General features: G+C 36.5%; 18 protein-coding genes. 13 read left to right on the top strand and 5 right to left on the bottom strand.

Features of this window, described 5'->3' with window-relative positions:
• Positions 1-4 precede the first annotated feature (4 nt).
• Together AC0L3W_RS09825 and AC0L3W_RS09820 are read left to right on the top strand one after the other, a co-directional pair.
• Positions 5-772 carry a sulfotransferase family 2 domain-containing protein gene (locus AC0L3W_RS09825; RefSeq protein WP_409439011.1) on the top strand — a complete coding sequence of 256 codons (768 nt, stop codon included), beginning with the start codon at positions 5-7 and terminating at the stop codon, positions 770-772.
• 391 nt (positions 773-1163) lie between these two features.
• Positions 1164-2357 (top strand): polysaccharide pyruvyl transferase family protein, encoded by a 1194-nt coding sequence (locus tag AC0L3W_RS09820; RefSeq protein WP_409439012.1) that lies wholly within the window; start codon positions 1164-1166, stop codon positions 2355-2357.
• A 140-nt stretch (positions 2358-2497) separates the two neighbouring features.
• On the opposite strand, the gene AC0L3W_RS09815 is transcribed toward AC0L3W_RS09820, so the two are convergent.
• Complete coding sequence (locus tag AC0L3W_RS09815; protein ID WP_409439013.1) at positions 2498-3538, bottom strand: glycosyltransferase family 9 protein; 1041 nt, start codon at positions 3536-3538, stop codon at positions 2498-2500.
• 37 nt (positions 3539-3575) lie between these two features.
• Between AC0L3W_RS09815 and AC0L3W_RS09810 the strand changes: the two genes are divergently transcribed.
• Positions 3576-4280 carry a 3-deoxy-D-manno-octulosonic acid kinase gene (locus AC0L3W_RS09810; protein WP_409439014.1) on the top strand — a complete coding sequence of 235 codons (705 nt, stop codon included), beginning with the start codon at positions 3576-3578 and terminating at the stop codon, positions 4278-4280.
• Here the strand turns inward: AC0L3W_RS09810 and waaA are convergent.
• Positions 4261-5547, bottom strand: a complete 1287-nt coding sequence (waaA, locus tag AC0L3W_RS09805) for a lipid IV(A) 3-deoxy-D-manno-octulosonic acid transferase (protein WP_409439015.1) — start codon at positions 5545-5547, stop codon at positions 4261-4263. The two genes, AC0L3W_RS09810 and waaA, sit on opposite strands and share 20 nt — an antisense overlap.
• Positions 5548-5630: 83 nt before the next feature.
• On the opposite strand from waaA, the gene AC0L3W_RS09800 reads away from it, so the two are divergent.
• Together AC0L3W_RS09800 and AC0L3W_RS09795 are read left to right on the top strand one after the other, a co-directional pair.
• Entirely contained in the window at positions 5631-6680 is a 1050-nt protein-coding gene (locus AC0L3W_RS09800) for a CDP-glycerol glycerophosphotransferase family protein (protein ID WP_290041082.1), read from the top strand.
• Positions 6681-6932: 252 nt separating this feature from the next.
• The gene (locus AC0L3W_RS09795; protein WP_409439016.1) at positions 6933-8033 is read left to right on the top strand and encodes a glycosyltransferase family 4 protein; all 1101 of its coding nucleotides are present in this window, start codon (positions 6933-6935) and stop codon (positions 8031-8033) included.
• Positions 8034-8102: 69 nt separating this feature from the next.
• Here the strand turns inward: AC0L3W_RS09795 and AC0L3W_RS09790 are convergent, their stop codons facing one another.
• Positions 8103-8942, bottom strand: a complete 840-nt coding sequence (locus AC0L3W_RS09790) for a glycosyltransferase family 2 protein (RefSeq protein ID WP_417696187.1) — start codon at positions 8940-8942, stop codon at positions 8103-8105.
• 394 nt (positions 8943-9336) lie between these two features.
• Between AC0L3W_RS09790 and glpE the strand changes: the two genes are divergently transcribed.
• The 3 genes from glpE to tkt all read left to right on the top strand — a co-directional run bounded on the left by glpE (position 9337) and on the right by tkt (position 12272).
• Positions 9337-9648 carry a thiosulfate sulfurtransferase GlpE gene (gene glpE / locus AC0L3W_RS09785; RefSeq protein ID WP_290041079.1) on the top strand — a complete coding sequence of 104 codons (312 nt, stop codon included), beginning with the start codon at positions 9337-9339 and terminating at the stop codon, positions 9646-9648.
• Between the two features lie 51 nt (positions 9649-9699).
• Positions 9700-10050, top strand: a complete 351-nt coding sequence (locus tag AC0L3W_RS09780; RefSeq protein ID WP_409439018.1) for a DUF6572 domain-containing protein — start codon at positions 9700-9702, stop codon at positions 10048-10050.
• Positions 10051-10283: 233 nt separating this feature from the next.
• Positions 10284-12272, top strand: coding sequence for a transketolase (gene tkt, locus AC0L3W_RS09775; protein WP_409439019.1), 1989 nt, complete (start codon positions 10284-10286; stop codon positions 12270-12272).
• Positions 12273-12355: 83 nt separating this feature from the next.
• Here tkt and AC0L3W_RS09770 read toward each other — a convergent pair whose 3' ends face one another.
• A complete protein-coding gene (locus AC0L3W_RS09770) occupies positions 12356-13195 on the bottom strand; it encodes a capsular polysaccharide synthesis protein (RefSeq protein ID WP_290040535.1) in 840 nt (279 codons plus the stop codon).
• Between the two features lie 337 nt (positions 13196-13532).
• Entirely contained in the window at positions 13533-14492 is a 960-nt protein-coding gene (gene tal / locus AC0L3W_RS09765) for a transaldolase (RefSeq protein WP_409439020.1), read from the bottom strand.
• A 258-nt stretch (positions 14493-14750) separates the two neighbouring features.
• On the opposite strand from tal, the gene rbsD reads away from it, so the two are divergent.
• The 5 genes from rbsD to rbsK all read left to right on the top strand — a co-directional run bounded on the left by rbsD (position 14751) and on the right by rbsK (position 19642).
• Positions 14751-15155, top strand: a complete 405-nt coding sequence (rbsD, locus tag AC0L3W_RS09760) for a D-ribose pyranase (protein ID WP_290040532.1) — start codon at positions 14751-14753, stop codon at positions 15153-15155.
• A gap of 21 nt (positions 15156-15176) precedes the next feature.
• Positions 15177-16682, top strand: coding sequence for a ribose ABC transporter ATP-binding protein RbsA (gene rbsA / locus AC0L3W_RS09755; protein WP_409439021.1), 1506 nt, complete (start codon positions 15177-15179; stop codon positions 16680-16682).
• Positions 16679-17662: a ribose ABC transporter permease gene (gene rbsC, locus AC0L3W_RS09750; RefSeq protein ID WP_290040528.1), complete on the top strand. Its 984-nt coding sequence runs from the start codon at positions 16679-16681 to the stop codon at positions 17660-17662. Before rbsA ends, rbsC begins: the two co-directional genes overlap by 4 nt.
• Before the next feature lie 37 nt (positions 17663-17699).
• Positions 17700-18578, top strand: a complete 879-nt coding sequence (rbsB, locus tag AC0L3W_RS09745) for a ribose ABC transporter substrate-binding protein RbsB (protein WP_290040527.1) — start codon at positions 17700-17702, stop codon at positions 18576-18578.
• Positions 18579-18721: 143 nt separating this feature from the next.
• Positions 18722-19642 (top strand): ribokinase, encoded by a 921-nt coding sequence (gene rbsK, locus AC0L3W_RS09740; protein ID WP_290040526.1) that lies wholly within the window; start codon positions 18722-18724, stop codon positions 19640-19642.
• Positions 19643-19645: the final 3 nt, after the last annotated feature.

Here is a 19645-nt window from a genome sequence, read left to right as displayed (position 1 = left end):
ATTTATGTTATTTACTGAAAAATTAAAGAGTAATTATTTTGGGAGGAGCTTTGATTACTTTCCATCAATATTTGCCAACAGACTATCAATATATAAAAGTAAAAAGATTACTTATAAAGTTAATAAAATCAAACATAAATTAAAGGATAATGGGATTAGTTATAATAAAAGAACATTATTTAATGATGTAAATAATGAAGTGTTATTTATTCATATTCCTAAAGCAGCAGGAATGTCTGTTGTTAAGTCATTGTATAATCAAAATAAGTCTCATCATGCTTCCGCATCTGATTATTTAAATGAAGATGCGGATAAGTTTCAACAAGCTTTTTCATTTGCTATAACTCGTAATCCATATACCCGCCTATATTCAGCATATAACTACTTAAAAAATGGTGGAATGAATAAAATTGATCGCGCTTGGTGGGAGTTATACCTCGCTAAATACGATAGTTTTGAGTCTTTTATTATTGAAGGTGGTTTAGAATATGCTATTGAGAAAAGAGCTGAGCATTTTATTCCTCAATATAAATTTATTTTTGACAACAATGAAAAGTTGCAATGTAGTTTTTTGGGAAAAGTTGAAGCTATTAATGAGGCTGAGGAGATGTTAAGTGAAAAGCTACAAAGAAGGGTTACTTTTACACATCTTAATATGATGAGCCAAAGCGAACCTGTGCTAGAGGATGTATATTCGAAAAACATGTTAGCTATTGTTAACTTGTGCTATAAAAAAGACTTAGATTTATTAGGTTATAGAAAAATAGTTTAATACTTAGAGTAATTGATAATTTAGAGCATGTTCTGAAAAATAGTTTTTTGTCCTGGTTAATGTTAATAACCTTAAGTTTCCCATAGCCTTGGGCTGCTCAATTTATTTTATTTTTTACTAATTTATTATATTTATCCTGGTTCAACTTTTATTCTTTTATAAAAGTGATCTTATATTAACTCACTCAATATCTTTCATTAATAAATTTTCTTTTGCAATTATCAAATTATCACTTGCGATAAACTCTTTTTAAGAAAATGAAAGTGTTTATTATAATATTTATTATTTATCTGCATAAAAATTTATGAGGTAATTTACTTTCTATATTACAATACATTCTATATTTTATATTAAAGTTTTCATGCAAATGGAATGAGTAATTGAAAGGATTATGATGAAAAAGAAAGTGGTTTTATTCGGAGCATACGACCGGTACAATTATGGCGATAATTTAATGCCAATATTATTAGAAATGTACGTTGATAAATATTTGCCTGAAAAGTTAGATTCATATCAATTCATTCACGCTTCAATTAGTGATTCTGACCTTAGTTCTTTTGCATGTTTTAAAACAGAATCAATTACACGCACCATAGAAAAGTTAGAAGAAGGTGATGTGATTATTGTAGTGGGAGGTGAAGTACTTTGCGCTTCTAATGCTGGGCTGTACCTACATATGCCAAAGCCAAAACTGCTCAACGACTTCTATACTAAGTTAAATAGCTTCCCATTAATTAAAAAACTATTTAAAAGTTGGGCTGATTTAAAGTACAAAGCTCCATGGGATTATCCTTATTTACCTGACCAAAAACTATTAAATGATGGGGTAATAGTAAAATATAATACTATCGGTGGTGGTATACCTCGAAAACTACCTGCTACAAAGAAAGTTGATTTAACTAATAGGCTTGAAGCTTCAAAGTTTCTATCTGTTAGAGACAAAAGAACTTACGATAGGTTAGATCATATTAATAATGTAGAGTTATACCCGGACTCTGCGTTTATCATGTCTGATTTATGCTCTGATAGTTTTTTAAGCTCCAAGGTAAGAGGAGATATTTTATCTTATGTGGAAAGTCCATACATAATATTTCAAGCTGCACCATCTAAGCTAGGTGATAGTTTAACGAATGCAGTAGAAAAATTAGGAGCTTTGTCTAAAAAAACCAACAAGAGAATATTACTTTTACCTATTGGTTACGCAGCCGGTCATGATGATTTTTATTTGCTAAATAATATGCACAAAAAAATGCTGGATTACAGTGATATAAAATTTGAGTTAAATATATGGGAGATTATGTATCTAATTAAGAACTCTGATTGTTATATAGGAACTAGTTTGCATGGTGCTATAACAGCAATGTCATTTGGAAAACCCCACTTTGGTATTAATCGCTCTATCCAAAAGCTCAATGCTTTTTTACGTGATTGGAGTATTGCACCGTATGATCATTGTTACTCTGTTTCTGAAATAGAAGATCTCAATAAATTAATCAATAGCAGCAATAAGTTTGAACTTGAAAGTAATGCTAAAAGGTTAATTTCTTTAGTTATAGAAAATAACAATAAATTGTTTAATTTTTAATTTAATGAGTTCATCAATTGTTAGATTATTGGTAATAACTAGATACATTGATTATTTATAAAGTTTATCTGATGTAAGTTACTTTTATGGGCTATTTACAGGACGAATCCTTAGTAGCCCTATGTAACAAAAAGTTTAAATTAATATTTAGCTTTTCCGATAACATCAATAATATCTTCCACGTTAATATCTTGCATAATGTGCTCTCCTTTTGCCCTTGCACTCCAAGCTAACTCCGAGAGCGGTTTATTATGCTGTAATTCAACATGCTTTTCATACACGCTGACCACATTATCTTGGCTCAAATATGGGCCTGTTCTGAGCGGGTTACTGTGACCATATAAACCAATAACAGTAGTACCTTGTGTGGTTGCTATATGGGCTGGGCCTGAATCTGGCGCTAGTACAATTTGTGCTTGCTTTAATGTTGCCGTGAGTTGCTTTAATGACGTTTTACCAATTAAATTGATCGCTGATTGTTGCATTAAATTTTGTATATTATTGCCCAATGTTATTTCTCTCGGGGCAGGGGAACCACATAACACAACCTCAAAACCTTTTTCTGCGGCATAGTCTGCAATGGCTGCATAACGGTCTGTTAACCAATTACGCTCATCTTTACTTGCAGCAGGGCTAATCACAAAGAGTGGTTTACCTGATGGGCTAATGCTCTGTGCGAAGTGGATATCTGACTCGCTTAATGGGATATGCCATGTCGGTGTGGTTTTATCAATACCAAGGTAATAAGCGAATTCAAAAAAGCTTTCTAACACATGTTGGGAGGCTGTATCTGGTACTTTTTTATTGGTGAACAGCCATTGTCCCTCTTTAGCGCGTTTGCGGTTAAACCCTATTTTATATTTTGCTTTAATGCCGATAGTTAATGCACTAGCCCTTAATGCCAGTTGCATATGTAACAAAGCATCAAACCTTCTATCAGAGAGTTGTTTCCATATCGCTCTCATGCCTTTAAAACCCGTTTTTTTATCAAAAATAATAACTTCAACATTCGGTAGGTCATGTAATAACTGCGCTTCAATTTTCCCCATGATCCAAGTTATTTTAGTCGAAGGCCATTGCTTTTGAATAGCCTGTACCATGGCGACTGCGTGACAAACATCACCGATAGCAGATAGACGCAATAGGCAGATAGATTTTGGTGCAGTTGTAAATAGAGGCATGTTAATATCTTTTCTTTTCGGTAAATGGAATCACATCATGTTAAAAACGTTTGAACAAAATAACTGTTATATCATGTTTGATGATAGCTTAATTAGCGATGATATAGAACGTTGTTTTGATCCTCAATACTGGGAGCAACTTAATAAAGTAACTGGTAGTGCGACAGGTCGAGGGACAACATGGTTTGTGCAGTTAGACGCCATACAAGGGGCGCTACGTCATTATCGACGTGGAGGGTTATTTGGCAAAATTATTTCTGATCATTATGTATTTAATGGCTGGGAGGTGGCACGTTCCATTGCTGAGTTTAATCTATTACAAAAGCTTAATAGCCTCGATGTAAATGTACCTCGCCCAATCGCAGCTCGAGCTATAAAGCATGGTTTTTTTTATCAAGCAGATTTGTTATCAGAAAAAATACCCGATGCGCAGGATTTGGTGGATATCTTACAACAACGTAAATTAAACGAAGCTGAATACCATGCGATAGCAATACAGATTAAAAAAATGCATCAAGCGCAGGTTAATCACACGGATTTAAACATTCACAATATCTTGCTGGATAAACAAGGCAAAGCATGGATCATTGATTTTGATAAATGTTATGAACAAACAGGGAGCGAATGGAAAGAAGGAAACTTAAAACGCCTATTACGTTCTTTTAATAAAGAGCTCAATAAGCGTCAAATTAAATGGGAGATGCAAGATTGGGAGTGTTTATCTAAGGCTTATCATCAATAATACTTAGTATCGCTTTACTGGTTTTAAGTAGAGCACCTTGATTCCTTTCAACAAAAGCTAATGCCTGTTTCCCTTGTTCATTTTGTATTTGTTCGTTTGCGAATAAATGCTTTATTGCATTAGCGATCTCTTTTGCATCTTGGCAAATAGTACAAGCGCCTAATATCGTTAGCTGCTCTGTTATCTCTTTAAAATTAAAATAACTGGGCCCATTCAAAATAGGTTTTTTGAGTGCTGCAGCTTCAAGTAGATTATGCCCGCCGACCTTATCACCAATTAAGCTTCCGGCAATGAAACAAACATCTGATGCGCCCAGTAAAACCATCATCTCACCCATGGTGTCACCAAGGTAAACTTGAGTTTGTTCTGTTATGTTGTGTTGGCTGCTTCTTGATATTACCGATAACTTATTTTTGGTAACGAGTTCTTGTACTGAGCTAAAGCGCTCTGGGTGACGCGGCACGATAATTAATAATGCCTCTGGTATGCTCGTTAATACTTGTTGATGAGCTGCAATAACCTGTTCATCTTCACCTTTATGTGTGCTCGCCGCAATCCATACAGGTCGCGCATTACCCAAAGCTGCTCTTAACTTCTTTGCTTCGTCTAATTGTGTTGGCGTTACTTTGATATCGAATTTAATAGAACCTGTCACTTGAGTTTGCTGCGGAGAAAGACCAAGGTTAATAAAACGTTGTGCATCATGTTGAGTTTGCGCTAAGACAAAATCAATATTTCTCAATAATAGATTAAAGATGAAGGGAAACTTCTTATAACGTGTGGCAGATCTTTCAGATAATCTGGCATTAATAATTGTTACCGCTATGTTCATTTTTTGGCAGTAATGTAATGTGTTAGGCCAAAGCTCAGTTTCCATAATAAATAATGCTTTAGGTTGCATGCGATTAATAAAGCTTTTAATAGCAAAAGGAAAGTCTAAAGGCATGTAACGGTGTTCGACTAAATCCCCTAACTTTTTCACTTCATTTGCACCTGTGCTGGTGGTCGTGGTTAAGAGAATATTAAGTGAAGGTGTTTGTTTTTTGAGTTCTTTAATTAAAGGGGTGATAGCGACGACTTCACCAACAGAGACTGCATGAACCCATATTGGATTGTTAAATGTTTTATTAATTGGCGGAGTGATACCAAAGTGCTCTTTCCAGCGTTTTCCAAATTTAGGTTTGTTTGGTTTTGACTTATACAAGCCAATTAAAAAAATTGGCGCTACTAATATTAATAAAAGGCGGTAAATTAAACGTAAAAGCATATTATCAATTATTCGCTGTTTGCTAAAAAGATGTAGTGTACACTACTATTATTTATTTTTAGTTCAAATTGTAGGGTAAATCAATGCAGGTATCACCATCAAATACAGAAAGAAAGTCGTTAAAATTTCTTTTTTATGTTGAGCAAAATTATGCCTTCGATATTCTTCGCCCAATACAGATTGAAGCTATTAATCAAGGTTACCAAGTAAAATGGCTAATTGTCGGAAATGACGCTTCTACTCAATATTTGCGAGATGATGAGCAAATGCTAGCCTCCATTGACGATGCCATTGCTTTTAAATCTGATGCTGTTTTTGTTCCTGGCAATCATGTACCCCGTTTTATACCTGGCATTAAAGTACAAGTTTTTCATGGTTTAAACCAAAGTAAACGCGGTAACGTTTATCCTGAGAGAGGCTTGTTTGATCTTTATTGCACTGAAGGGCCGCAACGAACTGGTATGTTATTGGAAGCAATTAAAGATAAAGCTCATTGTAAAGTAGTTGAAACCGGCTGGGTAAAGTTAGATGCTTTATTTAGATACCAATCTAAAGAGACTTTTTCACGTCCACAAATTTTATTTTCATCGACTTTTTCAACTTCATTATCCTGCGCTGAACTTGTGTATGATGAAATTAAGAGACTAAGTAAAGATAGCCAGTGGCAATGGTTAGTGACATTACATCCTAAAATGGCCAAACAGACAGTACAAAAGTATAAAGATTTACAGGGTGAGAATTTAGTTTTTTTTGGTAATGATCAAGTGATTGAGGCTTTGCACCGAGCAGATTTAATGATTTGTGATAATTCCTCTATCTTTCAAGAATTTTTACTACTAAATAAACCTGTTATTACTGTTAATAATAGGTCTCCGTTGGATTGCTTTATTAATATTACCGAAGCTGCCGAACTAAAGGGAGCAATTCAGCAAGCTTTGTCTCCTTCTTCTGCTTTAATAGAGCAAATTAAGGCATATGGTCCAGCTATCACTCCTTTTCTTGATGGTAACTCATCTAGTCGAATTTTATCTGCAGTTGAAGAGATGATTGAAAATGATTGGCAAGACACAAAGCCGCGTAATTTTATCCAAAATATTAAAATGCGCAAAAAGTTAAAGTATTGGAAACATTAAATTATTTATTTGCTTAATAAATCGGTTTTATTTATCTCATTTGATTGGTGTTAAGGGATAAGATACTCTACACATCATATACTTATTGTTTATAGCTTTTGATAACTAATCATTAAAGTAGAAAAATAGATAACTATTTTCCTTAGATTAATTAACATTAATCAACAATCTTTTACTCGTATTCTTTTGAGGTTGAAAGTTCCTTTTAGGAGTCGGCCTTCATTTTATCAATTTTTTGGATTTAGAATTACCATGATCAATGTTTTAGTGGTGACACACCATGCTCGTGAAAATATTAACCCTATACGTCCTGAGGCATCTCAAATAATAGGACTACATAAAACAGGGAAAGTGAGAGTAACGGCTTTATGCAACCCAAATTCGCCACTTATTGCGTTGTTTGAGTCGAATGGAATAGAAGTGTTCACTGATAAGCTAAATAAAAAATTCTCATTATCTAGCATCAAAAAAATTAAACAGTTGATTAAACAGCATGATATTAAAATTCTCCATCTGTTTAATAATATAGCTTGTTGTAATGGCGCAATGGCGGCTATCGGTACTGATGTAAAAGCAATTGCTTACAGAGGGCAGACTGGCAATATGAGTCGACTTGATCCTGCTAGTTATTTAACTTTACTTCACCCGCGTTTAGATAAAATTATCTGTGTTGCAAAGGCTGTTGAGTTAGAGCTAAAAACTCACCTTGGCCGACATAAAGATAAAGCCGTGACTGTCTATAAAGGTCACGATAGTAGCTGGTATCAAAATCCAAAAGCTGATTTATCTGATTTAAAATTAGCAGATGATAGCTTTATTATTTCATTAGTTGCTAATTTAAGACCGCGTAAAGGCTTACCTGTTTTGATGGAAGCATTATCTTTATTGCCTAAGGATACAAACCTTGACGTTTTATTAGTAGGGGCTGATCCTTCATCACCAAAAATCCAGGCTTTGATTGAATCAAGTGGCCGTGTTGGTCGAGTACATGCGTTAGGTTATCGAACTGATGCGCCAGAAGTCGCTGCTGCTTCTGATTTAACTGTATTACCAACAACCAAACGAGAAGGCTTATGTCGTGCTGTATTAGAAGCTAACTCCTATGGTATCCCTGCCATTGTATCTGATACAGGCGGTAATGCCGAGTTAGTGAAAAATGGTCATTCAGGCATTGTTGTTCCGCCATCTAAACCTCAAGAATTAGCTGATGCCATTATGAAGTTATATAATGATAGGGCGTTATGTGCACTTTACGGTAAAAATGCCAAAGAAAGAGCGGTGAATAAATTTAATGTTGAGCAAGGGGTGGAAGCAACGCTTGATGTTTATCAAAAGGTACTGCTAAAAAATTAACAATCTTTATTTCAGTATCGCTCGCCTAATTTATGCTAAGCGAAGGATACTGAAAACAGGTCCGGTATATTAGTTAAAATCTAATTTTTTGTATCTTGGTTTTAGAAATACAGTTTTACGAATAAAGCGTTGAGCCCATTTTTTATCACTGCAACCGAAATCATGCGGACCTCTTCTGTTATAGTCATAAAGTACTCGCGATATGTGATAGCTTCTACTGCCGGCCATTTCGAGCATTGGTAGTGTAAAGGTTTTATCATCACAACGTCTTACATATTCATATGTTGAAGTAACAATATCTTCATATTGGACTTTTCTTAGATTTGACCAAGTAATTAATTGACCTCTATGTAAGGCGTTTTTAATGGTTTTTTCGTAGCATTTTCTAGTGATAGTTAAATCTGTTCGATCAATTTTATTCCATAGCTTGTATTTGAATGTTTTTAGGTGCGATGCTCTCCACTTACAAAATCTAAATAAATTAAAGTAAGCGGCGATTTTGGGATAAGGTTTACAGTTTTTATCCTTAACTCCATCTGACTGGTATGAGCCATAAGTCATTAAACACTGCTGCTTTGTGTATACTTCTTTTAGATAGCTTAGTACATCTACAGAAGATAGTTTGTCATCACCATCGACCAGTACTATCACATCTTCATCTTCTGGATTAGCGGCTTTTATACAAGTACAGATATTACCCATAGAAAACAGTTTATTTTGGTGTTTAATAAGGTGGAATCGTTCGTCATCTTTTATATTTTCTTCAATAACTTCACAACTATTATCAGTAGAAAGGTCATCTCCAAAATAAACCTCGAAATTTGTATAGTCTTGTTGCTTAAGTATCTCTATGTTAGCTTTTAGTTCATCAGCCATATTATAGACTGCACTTATTATTATAAATTTCATTAAAGAGGTACCTGTAAATTAAACTGTATTCGTATCCATGTTTGATATTGAAGTACTAATATCAAAATATCGTCCATTATTGTATGTTTACTTAAGAACTCGAAAGTTTCAGTAATATTATAGTCAACATATTGTATGTTATTTATTAAACTTCGAAAATGATACCTTCTCTGGATTAGTGTTTATTTTTATCCATTATGTAGCAATTCTTTGTCGTTGCCTTTATGTTATTGTTTATTATAGTTGATAGAGACTGTTTTGTAATAACAATGATATCTTTTTGTATTAACCGTCACCTTGTAATAACATAAAAATCCTTGCTATATGTTTTTATACGATAAAATAATTGCTTATCTTAGCATTGATAAATGTTTAATTAATAAAGGAATAAAAAATGTCCACATTTAAGCTAATAGAAATAGCTGAAACCAAACAACGTTTAGAGAATGAAGAGGCTGTTCTTGTGGATACGCGTGATGCTCAGTCTTATGCTGCTGATCATGCAGAAGGTGCTTTTAATTTAAATAACGAAACACTAAAAGAGTTTTTTGAAAAAGTGCAGTTTAATACACCTGTATTTGTTGTTTGTTACCATGGTAATAGTAGTAAAGGGGTTGCTCAATATTTAGCCGACCAAGGTTATAAGGATACTTATAGCGTTGAAGGTGGAATGGCCATGTGGCGCGAATTATATCCAATGGTTTAGGTTATTAGTCGTATACATCAGCATTAATTAGATAAAAAGTTAGGAATAGTAATGAGCGTAGTTGAAACAGATAGCATTGATGCTATTGGCATGGAAAAGGAAGCGAAACGTGTATTTTTAAGTATTATTGACCCGTTAGTTTGGGATCACGACGATGTACACCTTTTTACACTACAAGAAAAAATTAATACTTATTTGTACTTCATTGAGTCTGGCGAACTATTAAAAGCACTACCAGATGCGGAAGGGTTTGATATTGCGATTGAGTTGATTCTTAAGCATATGCCAACGGATCAAGCCATTACCTTTTTTGATAAAACCACACAAATATTATTAGATCTGGGAATTATTTTTGTTTTTGGTCCAAATAAAAATACTGGATATGCGGAGCAACAAAGCTAGTTTAACAGTCTTTATTAAGGGTATTTAATCTACCCTTAATTATTTTATTTCATATTACTTAACCTATACTTTTTGCATTTTCTTTACTATTCCCCAGTTAAACTTTATTTTCTCCAATTATGTGATCAATTTGTAAATTATCGTTTGCCCCCGTACCACGTATTTGTGATAATCCGCACCAGATATATCCGCACATATTCTTTATTAAATCTAAATGTAATCAGGAGAAACAGATGCCTTCTCGTCAAGAGTTAGCTAATGCCATTCGTGCCCTTAGTATGGATGCAGTACAACAAGCCAATTCAGGTCACCCTGGCGCACCAATGGGGATGGCTGATATTGCACAAGTGTTATGGACTGACTTCCTAAAGCACAACCCAACGAACCCAGATTGGGCTGACCGCGATCGCTTTATTCTCTCTAATGGTCATGGTTCAATGCTTATCTATTCTCTATTGCATTTAACCGGTTATGACCTTTCAATCGAAGACCTTAAAAACTTCCGTCAACTGCATTCAAAAACACCGGGTCACCCAGAGTATGGTTACGCACCAGGTATTGAAACAACAACAGGTCCACTAGGCCAAGGTATTACCAATGCAGTGGGCATGGCGATTGCTGAAAAATCTTTAGCGGCACAATTTAACCAAGCAGGCCATGAGATTGTTGACCATAACACATACGCTTTCTTAGGCGATGGTTGTTTAATGGAAGGTATCTCGCATGAAGCTTGCTCTTTAGCGGGTACATTAGGCTTAGGCAAACTGATTGCCTTCTGGGATGACAACGGCATCTCTATCGATGGTGAAGTAGAAGGTTGGTTCACTGATGATACGCCTAAACGTTTTGAGTCTTACGGATGGCAAGTACTGTCAGTAGACGGTCACAATGCAGAAGAAATTAAAGCGGCGATTATTTCTGCTAAAGCGGAAACCACTAAACCAACGATTATTTGTTGTAAAACGATTATCGGCTTTGGCTCTCCTGCTAAGCAAGGCACACACGATTGTCACGGTGCTCCATTAGGTCACGATGAAATTGCAGCAACACGCAAAGCATTAGGTTGGGAGCACGGTCCATTTGAAATCCCAGCTGACGTTTACGCAGGTTGGGATAACAAAGCACAAGGCCAAGCGGCAGAGCAATCTTGGGATGAGAAATTTGCAGCGTATGCAGCGGCTTACCCAGAGTTAGCAGCAGAATATAAACGCCGTGTTAATAACGAACTACCTGCTGAGTGGGAAGCGAAGTCTTCAGCTTACATTGCAGACTTACAAGCAAACCAAGCGAATATTGCAACGCGTAAAGCATCGCAAAACTGTATCGAAGCTTACGGCGCAATGTTACCAGAGTTACTAGGTGGCTCTGCAGATTTAGCACCATCTAACTTAACCATGTGGTCTGGTACGAAAGCGATTACTGCAGATGATGCATCAGGTAACTACTTACACTACGGTGTTCGTGAGTTTGCGATGGCCGCTATTATTAACGGTATTGCGTTACACAAAGGGTTTGTCCCTTACGGTGCGACTTTCTTAATGTTCATGGAATACGCGCGTAACGCACTGCGTATGTCAGCATTGATGAAGCAACGTGCTATTCAAGTATTTACGCATGACTCAATTGGTTTAGGTGAAGATGGCCCAACACACCAACCAGTAGAGCAAATTGCTAGTTTACGTTTAACACCGAACATGAATACATGGCGTCCATGTGACAGTGTTGAATCAGCTGTAGCTTGGAAATTTGCTATTGAATCAGTGGATGCACCAACATCACTTATTTTCAGTCGTCAAAACCTAAAACCACAAGCGCGTGATGCACAGCAATTAGCTGACGTTGCTAAAGGTGGTTACGTATTATTAGATTCTGAAACACCTGCAGAGATTATCTTAATCGCAACAGGCTCAGAAGTTGAATTAGCGATGCAAGCGGCAGCTGAATTAACAGCGCAAGGCAAAGCGGTGCGTGTGGTATCGATTCCTTGTACAGAGCAATTTGAACTGCAATCAGCAGAATACAAAGAGTCAGTACTACCAGCGGCAGTGACTAAACGTGTTGCTATCGAAGCGGGTATTGCAGATTACTGGTACAAGTATGTCGGCTTAAACGGCAAAGTGATTGGTATGACGACCTTTGGTGAGTCTGCACCAGCCGAGCAACTATTCGAAATGTTTGGTTTCACTGTTGCAAATGTAGTTGAGACAGCTAACGCTTTATAATTAACCGTTTTTATCTCGGTTTATAAGCGTTGAATGAGCCCCAATCATAAGTATATGATTGGGGCTCATTCATTTTATCTTCATTAACACTCTTCTAAAATATGATAAAGCAATGTATTTGCTTCATAATTGCTATGATCATATTTCCAAGTAAGCTTATACAGTGGCGCATCAGCCTCTTTTAACTTTTGTTTAATGGATGTTGTAGGCGTTGAGAATAATCCTGCTCGTTGTACTAGGTGAGGTGTATCTGCACTGACCTTTAACGTATTGTCCCAAATCTCTTTTGATGTTTTATCCTGTGCTATTAATCTTTCGAATTTGTAATGAAGTGCAAAGTAAGGGGTGATTCCCAATACCTTAGTAATCATAGGATTAAACCAATATTTTGTAGTTGTTGTTTTTTTATTTAGTATTCTTGATAAGAGTGTTGTTATTTTTATTTGTATTTCAGTGGGCTCATTAAAGTCGTTTTTAATCCAGTATTGTTCCATTAAGTCATGGAGTTTAATAGTAATAGGGCAACCTGCTTGAGAAGCAAAAAACCAACTCGACATGAGTCTATCTTTATCAGGGCGATCAAAAACAAAAAATCCAGATTGACTGCATGTATCTATCCACTGATCTAAAGGTTTATTACAAAAAGTGGTGCTATCAGCCCAAACACCGCCATATTCATGCAATAATTTTAAACGTAAAAGATCCGACCGATGGGCTGGAGATAACTTAGTTAATGTTTCTTGTGGGGTTTCTAACGTGATGTAATTATGTAAATTACTTTCATCTAATACAATGATTTCCCAAGTGGGATTGTGCTTAACCCAGGATGCTATACATTTTTTTATAAGGTACGGGGCATTCTCAAGACCTTGATACCAAAGTAACCAAATTTTTCTAGGTATTAATTTTTTCTGTTTTGTCAAAGCTGTTCCTATAGAAAAGTATTTCATTTATATCGAGCAAACTGGCTGTTATTGTTTTAAAAGCATAAAACAATATTTTTATTCAGTAATAAAGTAATAAAGTAATAAAGTAATAAAATAATAAAATAAGCAAATAAGCAAATAAGCAAATAAGCAAATAAGAGTTAAGGTTAATTAAAGGCGAGTATTATTGATGTTCCTGATACTTGTAGCAAGTTTTGTATGGTAAATGTTGAAGGTTATGAGTTCTAAGTTAATTATTAATAGTTAATGCCTCAGCAAAGAGAGCTTATTTTAGCAAGCTCTCTTATCAAGCGTGAAAAACGATGAATGTTAATTATGCAGTTAGTAAATTGGTTAGTTGTTCATCTAACTTTATTTGATCCAAAGTAAAGTTACGAATACCTTCTGCTAGTTTCTCTGTTGCCATCGCATCTTCATTTAATGACCATCTAAATTCACTTTCTGTTAATGGTGTTACTTGTTGTTTTGGTGTATTTTGCTCTTTTAGTTTTTGCTCGATAGGGGCGTCACTATTTTGTAGCTCTGCCATCAAATCAGGGCTAATAGTGAGTCGGTCACAACCTGCTAACGCTAATACTTCCTCCACACTCCTGAAGCTCGCGCCCATTACCACAGTTTGGTAACCCTGTTGTTTGTAGTAATTATAGATATTAGTAACTGAAATTACCCCTGGATCTTGGTCGGCTGGGTAGGATGTTTTGCCGGTCTGCTTCTTGTACCAATCTAAAATACGACCAACAAAAGGTGAAATAAGGTATACGTTTGCTTCTGCACAGGCTTGCGCTTGAGCAAAGCTGAATAACAGTGTTAAGTTGCAGTTAATACCTTCTTTTTCAAGTATTTCTGCGGCTTTAATGCCTTCCCAAGTTGCTGCCAATTTAATAAGAATTCGATCGTTTGTAATGCCTGCTTGGTTATATAAAGTAATTAATTTACGTGCTTTAACAATCGACCCTTGTGTATCAAAGGAAAGACGAGAATCAACCTCTGTAGAAATACGCCCAGGAATGGTTTTAAGTATTTCTAATCCGACTAACACTGAAAGCTTATCACTGGCATCGATCACTTGTTGCTGTGCATCTTGTGATTGTTGTTTTGCCCACTCAGTTGCTTGCGTTAATAGCTCTTGATATTGAGGTAAAGACGCCGCTTTTAATAATAGAGAAGGGTTAGTGGTTGCATCTTGAGGTTGGTATTTTGCAATAGCTTGTACATCGCCGGTATCAGCCACTACGGTAGACATTTGTTTTAATTGTATTAATTGGTTGCTCATAAATATTTCCATCATGGTTGTTTTATTTTATTAGTAACAAGCCTGAAGTGCTTAAGCAAGCAAGATTTTAGAGAATTATTGTGGTTTAACAGTTTTAAAATATTTTACGTGAACTTGCTCTCTTTTTATCAATGTAAGGAGTGCAATTTTTTTATTAATGTTTAAATTCCCACCCATCGAAACGATTGCGCAATCGATTTCTAATGAGTTTTTCTTAATGTATTTAGTTTTAAAATGAACACAAAAGAAGGGGGGGAAATGAAAAAATCTGCATTATTAAATGCCAAGCTATCTCATTGTATTGCTTCATTAGGACATTTTGATGAGGTCACTATTTGCGATGCGGGTTTACCTATTCCCATTCAAGTTGAGCGCATTGATCTTGCTTTAACGCATGGTGTACCCGGATTCTTAGAAACGGTTAAAGTGGTATTGAGTGAGATGCACATTACTGGGGTGATAGTAGCTGAAGAGATGAAACTGGTTAGCCCTAAGTTACATGAGGCGCTATTAGCTATTATTAAAACATATCAAGCTGTCGAGATAACTTATGTTAGTCATGATGCTTTTAAAGCTAAGACTTTCAATAGTAAAGCGATTGTCCGTACTGGAGAGTGTACACCATACGCTAATGTGATTTTTCAATCTGGTGTAGTTTTTTAAATTGATGATGCGAGAAATACGATGAGAGAGCCGATATTACAACTCACTGAAATCCATAAATCATTCCCTGGTGTGAAAGCGCTAGATGGGGCGTCTTTAAATGTATACCCCGGACAAGTAATGGCTTTATTAGGGGAGAATGGTGCTGGGAAATCGACGCTAATGAAGGTGATCACTGGTATCTATACATTGGATGCAGGTGAGATTTTTTATGAAAATATCAATGTTAATTTTAAAGGTCCAAGGGACTCACAACAAGCGGGCATCAGTATTATTCATCAAGAACTGAATTTATTACCTGCTTTAACGATTGCAGAAAATATTTTTTTAGGGCGTGAAATGACCAATCGCTTTGGTGCCATTAATTGGTCTTCTATGTATCAAAAAGCCGATCAATTGTTAGCGCGTTTAAATGTAAAGCATAAGTCATCGACCATGCTCAGTGAATTGAGTTTAGGTGAACAACAAATGGTAGAGATAGCTAAAGCACTCTCCTTTGAATCTAAAGTGATCATCATGGATGAGCCTACAGATGCTTTGACGGATAGTGAAGTCGAAGCGTTATTTAGTGTGATTAATGAGCTACGCGATGAAGGTTACGGGATTGTTTATATCTCGCACCGTTTAAAAGAGATTTTTGAAGTATGTGATGACATTACTATTTTACGTGACGGTAAATTTATTGCTGAAAAGCCAGTTGCCCAAATAGATGAAGACAAATTAATTGAGCTGATGGTGGGACGCCGTTTAGATGAACAATATCCGCGTATCCCGTGTGTACATCAAAGTAACTGCTTAACCATTAAAAGCCTTTATGGAGAGGCGATAAATAACGTAAGTTTTACGTTAAAACATGGTGAGATTTTAGGCATATCTGGGTTAATGGGGGCGGGTCGTACGGAACTGATGAAAGTGATTTATGGTGCATTACCACGACATGCTGGAGATATCATATTAGAAGGTGAAGTCATTAATCCTCGCTCTGCATTGCAAGGGTTACAACATGGTATTGCTTATATTTCAGAAGACAGAAAGGGTGATGGTTTAGTGCTTGGTTTATCAGTGAAAGACAATATGTCGCTGTGTGCACTTAAAAGCCTTTCTAGTGGGTGGCAGTTAAAACATCAAGAAGAGCGCTTAGCAGTTAACGATTTTATTGACCTTTTTAATATTAAAACCCCTTCAATGGAGCAAATAATTGGCAATTTATCTGGCGGTAATCAACAGAAAGTTGCCATTGCTAAAGGGTTGATGACAAAGCCTAAAGTGCTGATTTTAGATGAGCCAACACGTGGCGTAGATGTGGGGGCTAAAAAAGAGATCTATCAACTGATCAATAAATTTAAAGCTGAAGGCATGAGTATTATTTTAGTGTCATCAGAAATGCCTGAAGTATTAGGGATGAGTGATCGTGTTTTAGTGATGCATCAAGGCCAGATTAGTGGCGAGTTTAGTGCACAAGAAGCAGATCAAGAAAAACTAATGGCTTGCGCTGTTGGTAAAAATCACAATGAGGTAGCAGCATGAGTTCAAACATTACAGCCCCTGAGGTTAATCAGTCTAAAAGGCATATTTTTACTAAAGCTTGGTTTATTGAGCAAAAATCATTAATTGCTTTGATTGCCTTAATTGCAGTTGTATCTGTGCTTAATGAGTACTTTTTTACGCTTGATAACCTCCTTAATATTTTGCGTCAAACCTCGGTGATTGCAATTCTTGCTGCGGGCATGACATTAGTTATTTTAACTGCTGGTATTGACTTAAGCGTAGGTTCAATACTCGCGTTATGTGGTGCTTTTGCTGCCAGTATGATCAGTTTAGAGATATCTGTGTTTATTGCTATTCCAGTCTCTTTATTAGGTGGAGCAATATTAGGCTCAATGACTGGGTTAATTATATCGAAGGGGAAAGTGCAGGCATTTATCGCGACATTAGTGATGATGACATTACTTCGTGGGGTAACCATGGTGTATACCGATGGTCGTCCTATTTCTACTGGCTTTACTGATGTTGCAGATCATTTTGCTTGGTTTGGTACTGGTTACTTATTTGGAGTTCCTGTGCCAGTTTGGTTAATGATTTTTGTGTTCGCTGGGATTTGGTATTTACTCAATCATACTCGCTTTGGCCGTTATGTTTACGCTTTGGGCGGCAATGAGTCAGCGACTAAGTTATCAGGCATCAATGTCGATCGCATCAAAATCGGTGTGTATTCCATTTGTGGTTTATTGTCAGCATTAGCCGGAATCATTATTACTTCGCGGTTATCATCAGCACAACCAACAGCTGGTATGGGCTATGAGCTCGATGCAATTGCGGCCGTGGTAGTTGGTGGAACGAGTCTTGCTGGCGGCCGTGGCTACATTATGGGGACATTGATTGGGGCATTAATTATTGGTGTATTAAATAATGCATTAAACCTATTAGATGTGTCTTCATATTTCCAAATGATAGTGAAAGCAGCGGTGATTTTATTAGCGGTGTTAGTAGATAACAAACAGAAATAAACCTTATATTTTTTTAAACCCATAAAAGGAAAGTCCAATGAAAAAGTTAACAACATTAATTTCAGCGGCAGTGATCTCAGCAACATTCAATGCTAGTGCGATGGCACAAGATACGATTGCAATGGTCGTTTCAACGTTGAATAACCCCTTCTTTGTTTCAATGAAAGAGGGGGCAGAGAAAAAGGCTGATGCATTAGGTTATAAAATAATTGTACTGGATTCACAAAATGATCCGAGTAAAGAGTTAGCTAATGTCGAAGACCTATTGGTTCGTGGAGTAAAAGCTATTCTTATTAATCCTACGGATTCTGATGCAGTATCAAACGCAGTGCGTTTAGCTAATCGAGCATCAATACCGGTATTAACTTTAGATCGAGCTGCTAACAATGGTGACGTCGTTAGCCATATTGCGTCAGATAATGTCGCTGGTGGGGAAATGGCAGGTAAGTTTATTCGTGAAAAAATCGGTGAAAATGCGAAGGTGGTTCAGCTAGAAGGTATTGCAGGTACTTCAGCGGCACGTGAACGTGGTGAAGGTTTTATGAAAGCTGTTGAAAGCCAAGGCTTGGATCTATTAGCCAGTCAACCAGCTGACTTTGACCGCACTAAAGGCCTTAACGTCATGGAAAATTTATTATCGTCTCAACCTGAAACACAAGCTGTATTTGCACAAAATGATGAAATGGCACTAGGTGCTTTCCGTGCAGTGCAAGCTTCTGGTAAAGATATATTTATTGTTGGCTTTGATGGTACTGATGATGGTATTGCGGCTGTTAAGCGTGGATTGTTAGGTGCAACTATTGCGCAACAGCCTGCTTTAATTGGTGAAATTGGCGTACAATCAGCTGTTGATACGTTAACTGGTAAAAGTGTCGATAAAAACATTCCTGTGCCATTAATGATGGTAGTTAAATAAGATTGGTGAATAAAACTCGATACTAGTGTTATTTCTACATTTTGTAGGTTCGAGTCGTCGAGTTTTATAAGCGTTTATATATTATAAGCGCTTAAATATTCACCATTAATAAGTCTATTTCAATATTTAATAAAGGTTTATTTATGCGTCAACTCACGGTGCTTGGAAGTGTTAATGCGGATCATGTTGTTAAGGTAAATAGTTTTCCTCGCCCTGGAGAAACATTACATGGGCAAGGTTACACGGTAATTGCTGGCGGTAAAGGAGCAAATCAAGCTGTGGCCGCGGCTCGTTTAGGCGCGAGTGTTAATTTTATTGCCAGTGTTGGCGATGATAGTTTTGGTATGGGAATTCGTAAAACCTTTGAGCAAGATGGCATCAATGTAGAAGGGGTGATGATAGAAGAAGACACTCCAACCGGTATTGCCATGATTCAAGTATCAGCAAGTGGTGAAAATAGTATTTGTATTTGTGCAGAAGCCAATGCGTGTTTAACTCCGCAAAGAATCGCACCTCATCAAAGTAAAATCGAAACAGCAGATATTTTATTACTGCAGTTAGAAGTTCCTATTGAAACCATTGAAAAAGCAGCAGAAATTGCTAATCTATCTGGTACAACCGTGGTACTTAACCCTGCGCCCGCGCAAGCATTATCTGATCATCTTCTTGCTTTAGTGGATATCATTACGCCTAATGAGACTGAAGCAGAAATATTAACTGGAATTAAAGTCTCTGATGATCAGTCTGCCCAGCAAGCTGCCAATGTATTGCATGGTAAAGGCATAGAAACGGTATTAATCACCCTAGGTAGTAAAGGTGTTTGGTTAAGTAAAGGCTCTAGTGGTCAACGTATTGAAGGTTATCGTGTACAAGCTATTGATACTACAGCCGCAGGCGATACGTTTAATGGCGCTTTGTTAACAGGGTTATTAGAAGATAAAAGTTTAGATGACTCGATTCTTTTTGCCCATGCTGCCGCAGCATTAACGGTGATGGCCGAGGGGGCTCAATCATCCATTCCCTATCGAGATGATGTTAATGCATTTTTAAGTAAACAAAGATAAGCG

Source organism: Psychromonas sp. KJ10-5 (genome assembly GCF_055808325.1).
The sequence above is the reverse complement of the archived record's forward strand: the minus strand, read 5'-3'. Positions and strand labels throughout refer to the sequence as shown.

Coding starts and splice junctions, on each gene's coding strand:
- AC0L3W_RS09825 (WP_409439011.1), top strand. CDS start 5: ATGTTATTTACTGAAAAATTAAAGAGTAATTATTTTGGGAGGAGCTTT.
- AC0L3W_RS09820 (WP_409439012.1), top strand. CDS start 1,164: ATGATGAAAAAGAAAGTGGTTTTATTCGGAGCATACGACCGGTACAAT.
- AC0L3W_RS09815 (WP_409439013.1), bottom strand. CDS start 3,538: ATGCCTCTATTTACAACTGCACCAAAATCTATCTGCCTATTGCGTCTA.
- AC0L3W_RS09810 (WP_409439014.1), top strand. CDS start 3,576: ATGTTAAAAACGTTTGAACAAAATAACTGTTATATCATGTTTGATGAT.
- waaA (WP_409439015.1), bottom strand. CDS start 5,547: ATGCTTTTACGTTTAATTTACCGCCTTTTATTAATATTAGTAGCGCCA.
- AC0L3W_RS09800 (WP_290041082.1), top strand. CDS start 5,631: ATGCAGGTATCACCATCAAATACAGAAAGAAAGTCGTTAAAATTTCTT.
- AC0L3W_RS09795 (WP_409439016.1), top strand. CDS start 6,933: ATGATCAATGTTTTAGTGGTGACACACCATGCTCGTGAAAATATTAAC.
- AC0L3W_RS09790 (WP_417696187.1), bottom strand. CDS start 8,942: ATGAAATTTATAATAATAAGTGCAGTCTATAATATGGCTGATGAACTA.
- glpE (WP_290041079.1), top strand. CDS start 9,337: ATGTCCACATTTAAGCTAATAGAAATAGCTGAAACCAAACAACGTTTA.
- AC0L3W_RS09780 (WP_409439018.1), top strand. CDS start 9,700: ATGAGCGTAGTTGAAACAGATAGCATTGATGCTATTGGCATGGAAAAG.
- tkt (WP_409439019.1), top strand. CDS start 10,284: ATGCCTTCTCGTCAAGAGTTAGCTAATGCCATTCGTGCCCTTAGTATG.
- tal (WP_409439020.1), bottom strand. CDS start 14,492: ATGAGCAACCAATTAATACAATTAAAACAAATGTCTACCGTAGTGGCT.
- rbsD (WP_290040532.1), top strand. CDS start 14,751: ATGAAAAAATCTGCATTATTAAATGCCAAGCTATCTCATTGTATTGCT.
- rbsA (WP_409439021.1), top strand. CDS start 15,177: ATGAGAGAGCCGATATTACAACTCACTGAAATCCATAAATCATTCCCT.
- rbsC (WP_290040528.1), top strand. CDS start 16,679: ATGAGTTCAAACATTACAGCCCCTGAGGTTAATCAGTCTAAAAGGCAT.
- rbsB (WP_290040527.1), top strand. CDS start 17,700: ATGAAAAAGTTAACAACATTAATTTCAGCGGCAGTGATCTCAGCAACA.
- rbsK (WP_290040526.1), top strand. CDS start 18,722: ATGCGTCAACTCACGGTGCTTGGAAGTGTTAATGCGGATCATGTTGTT.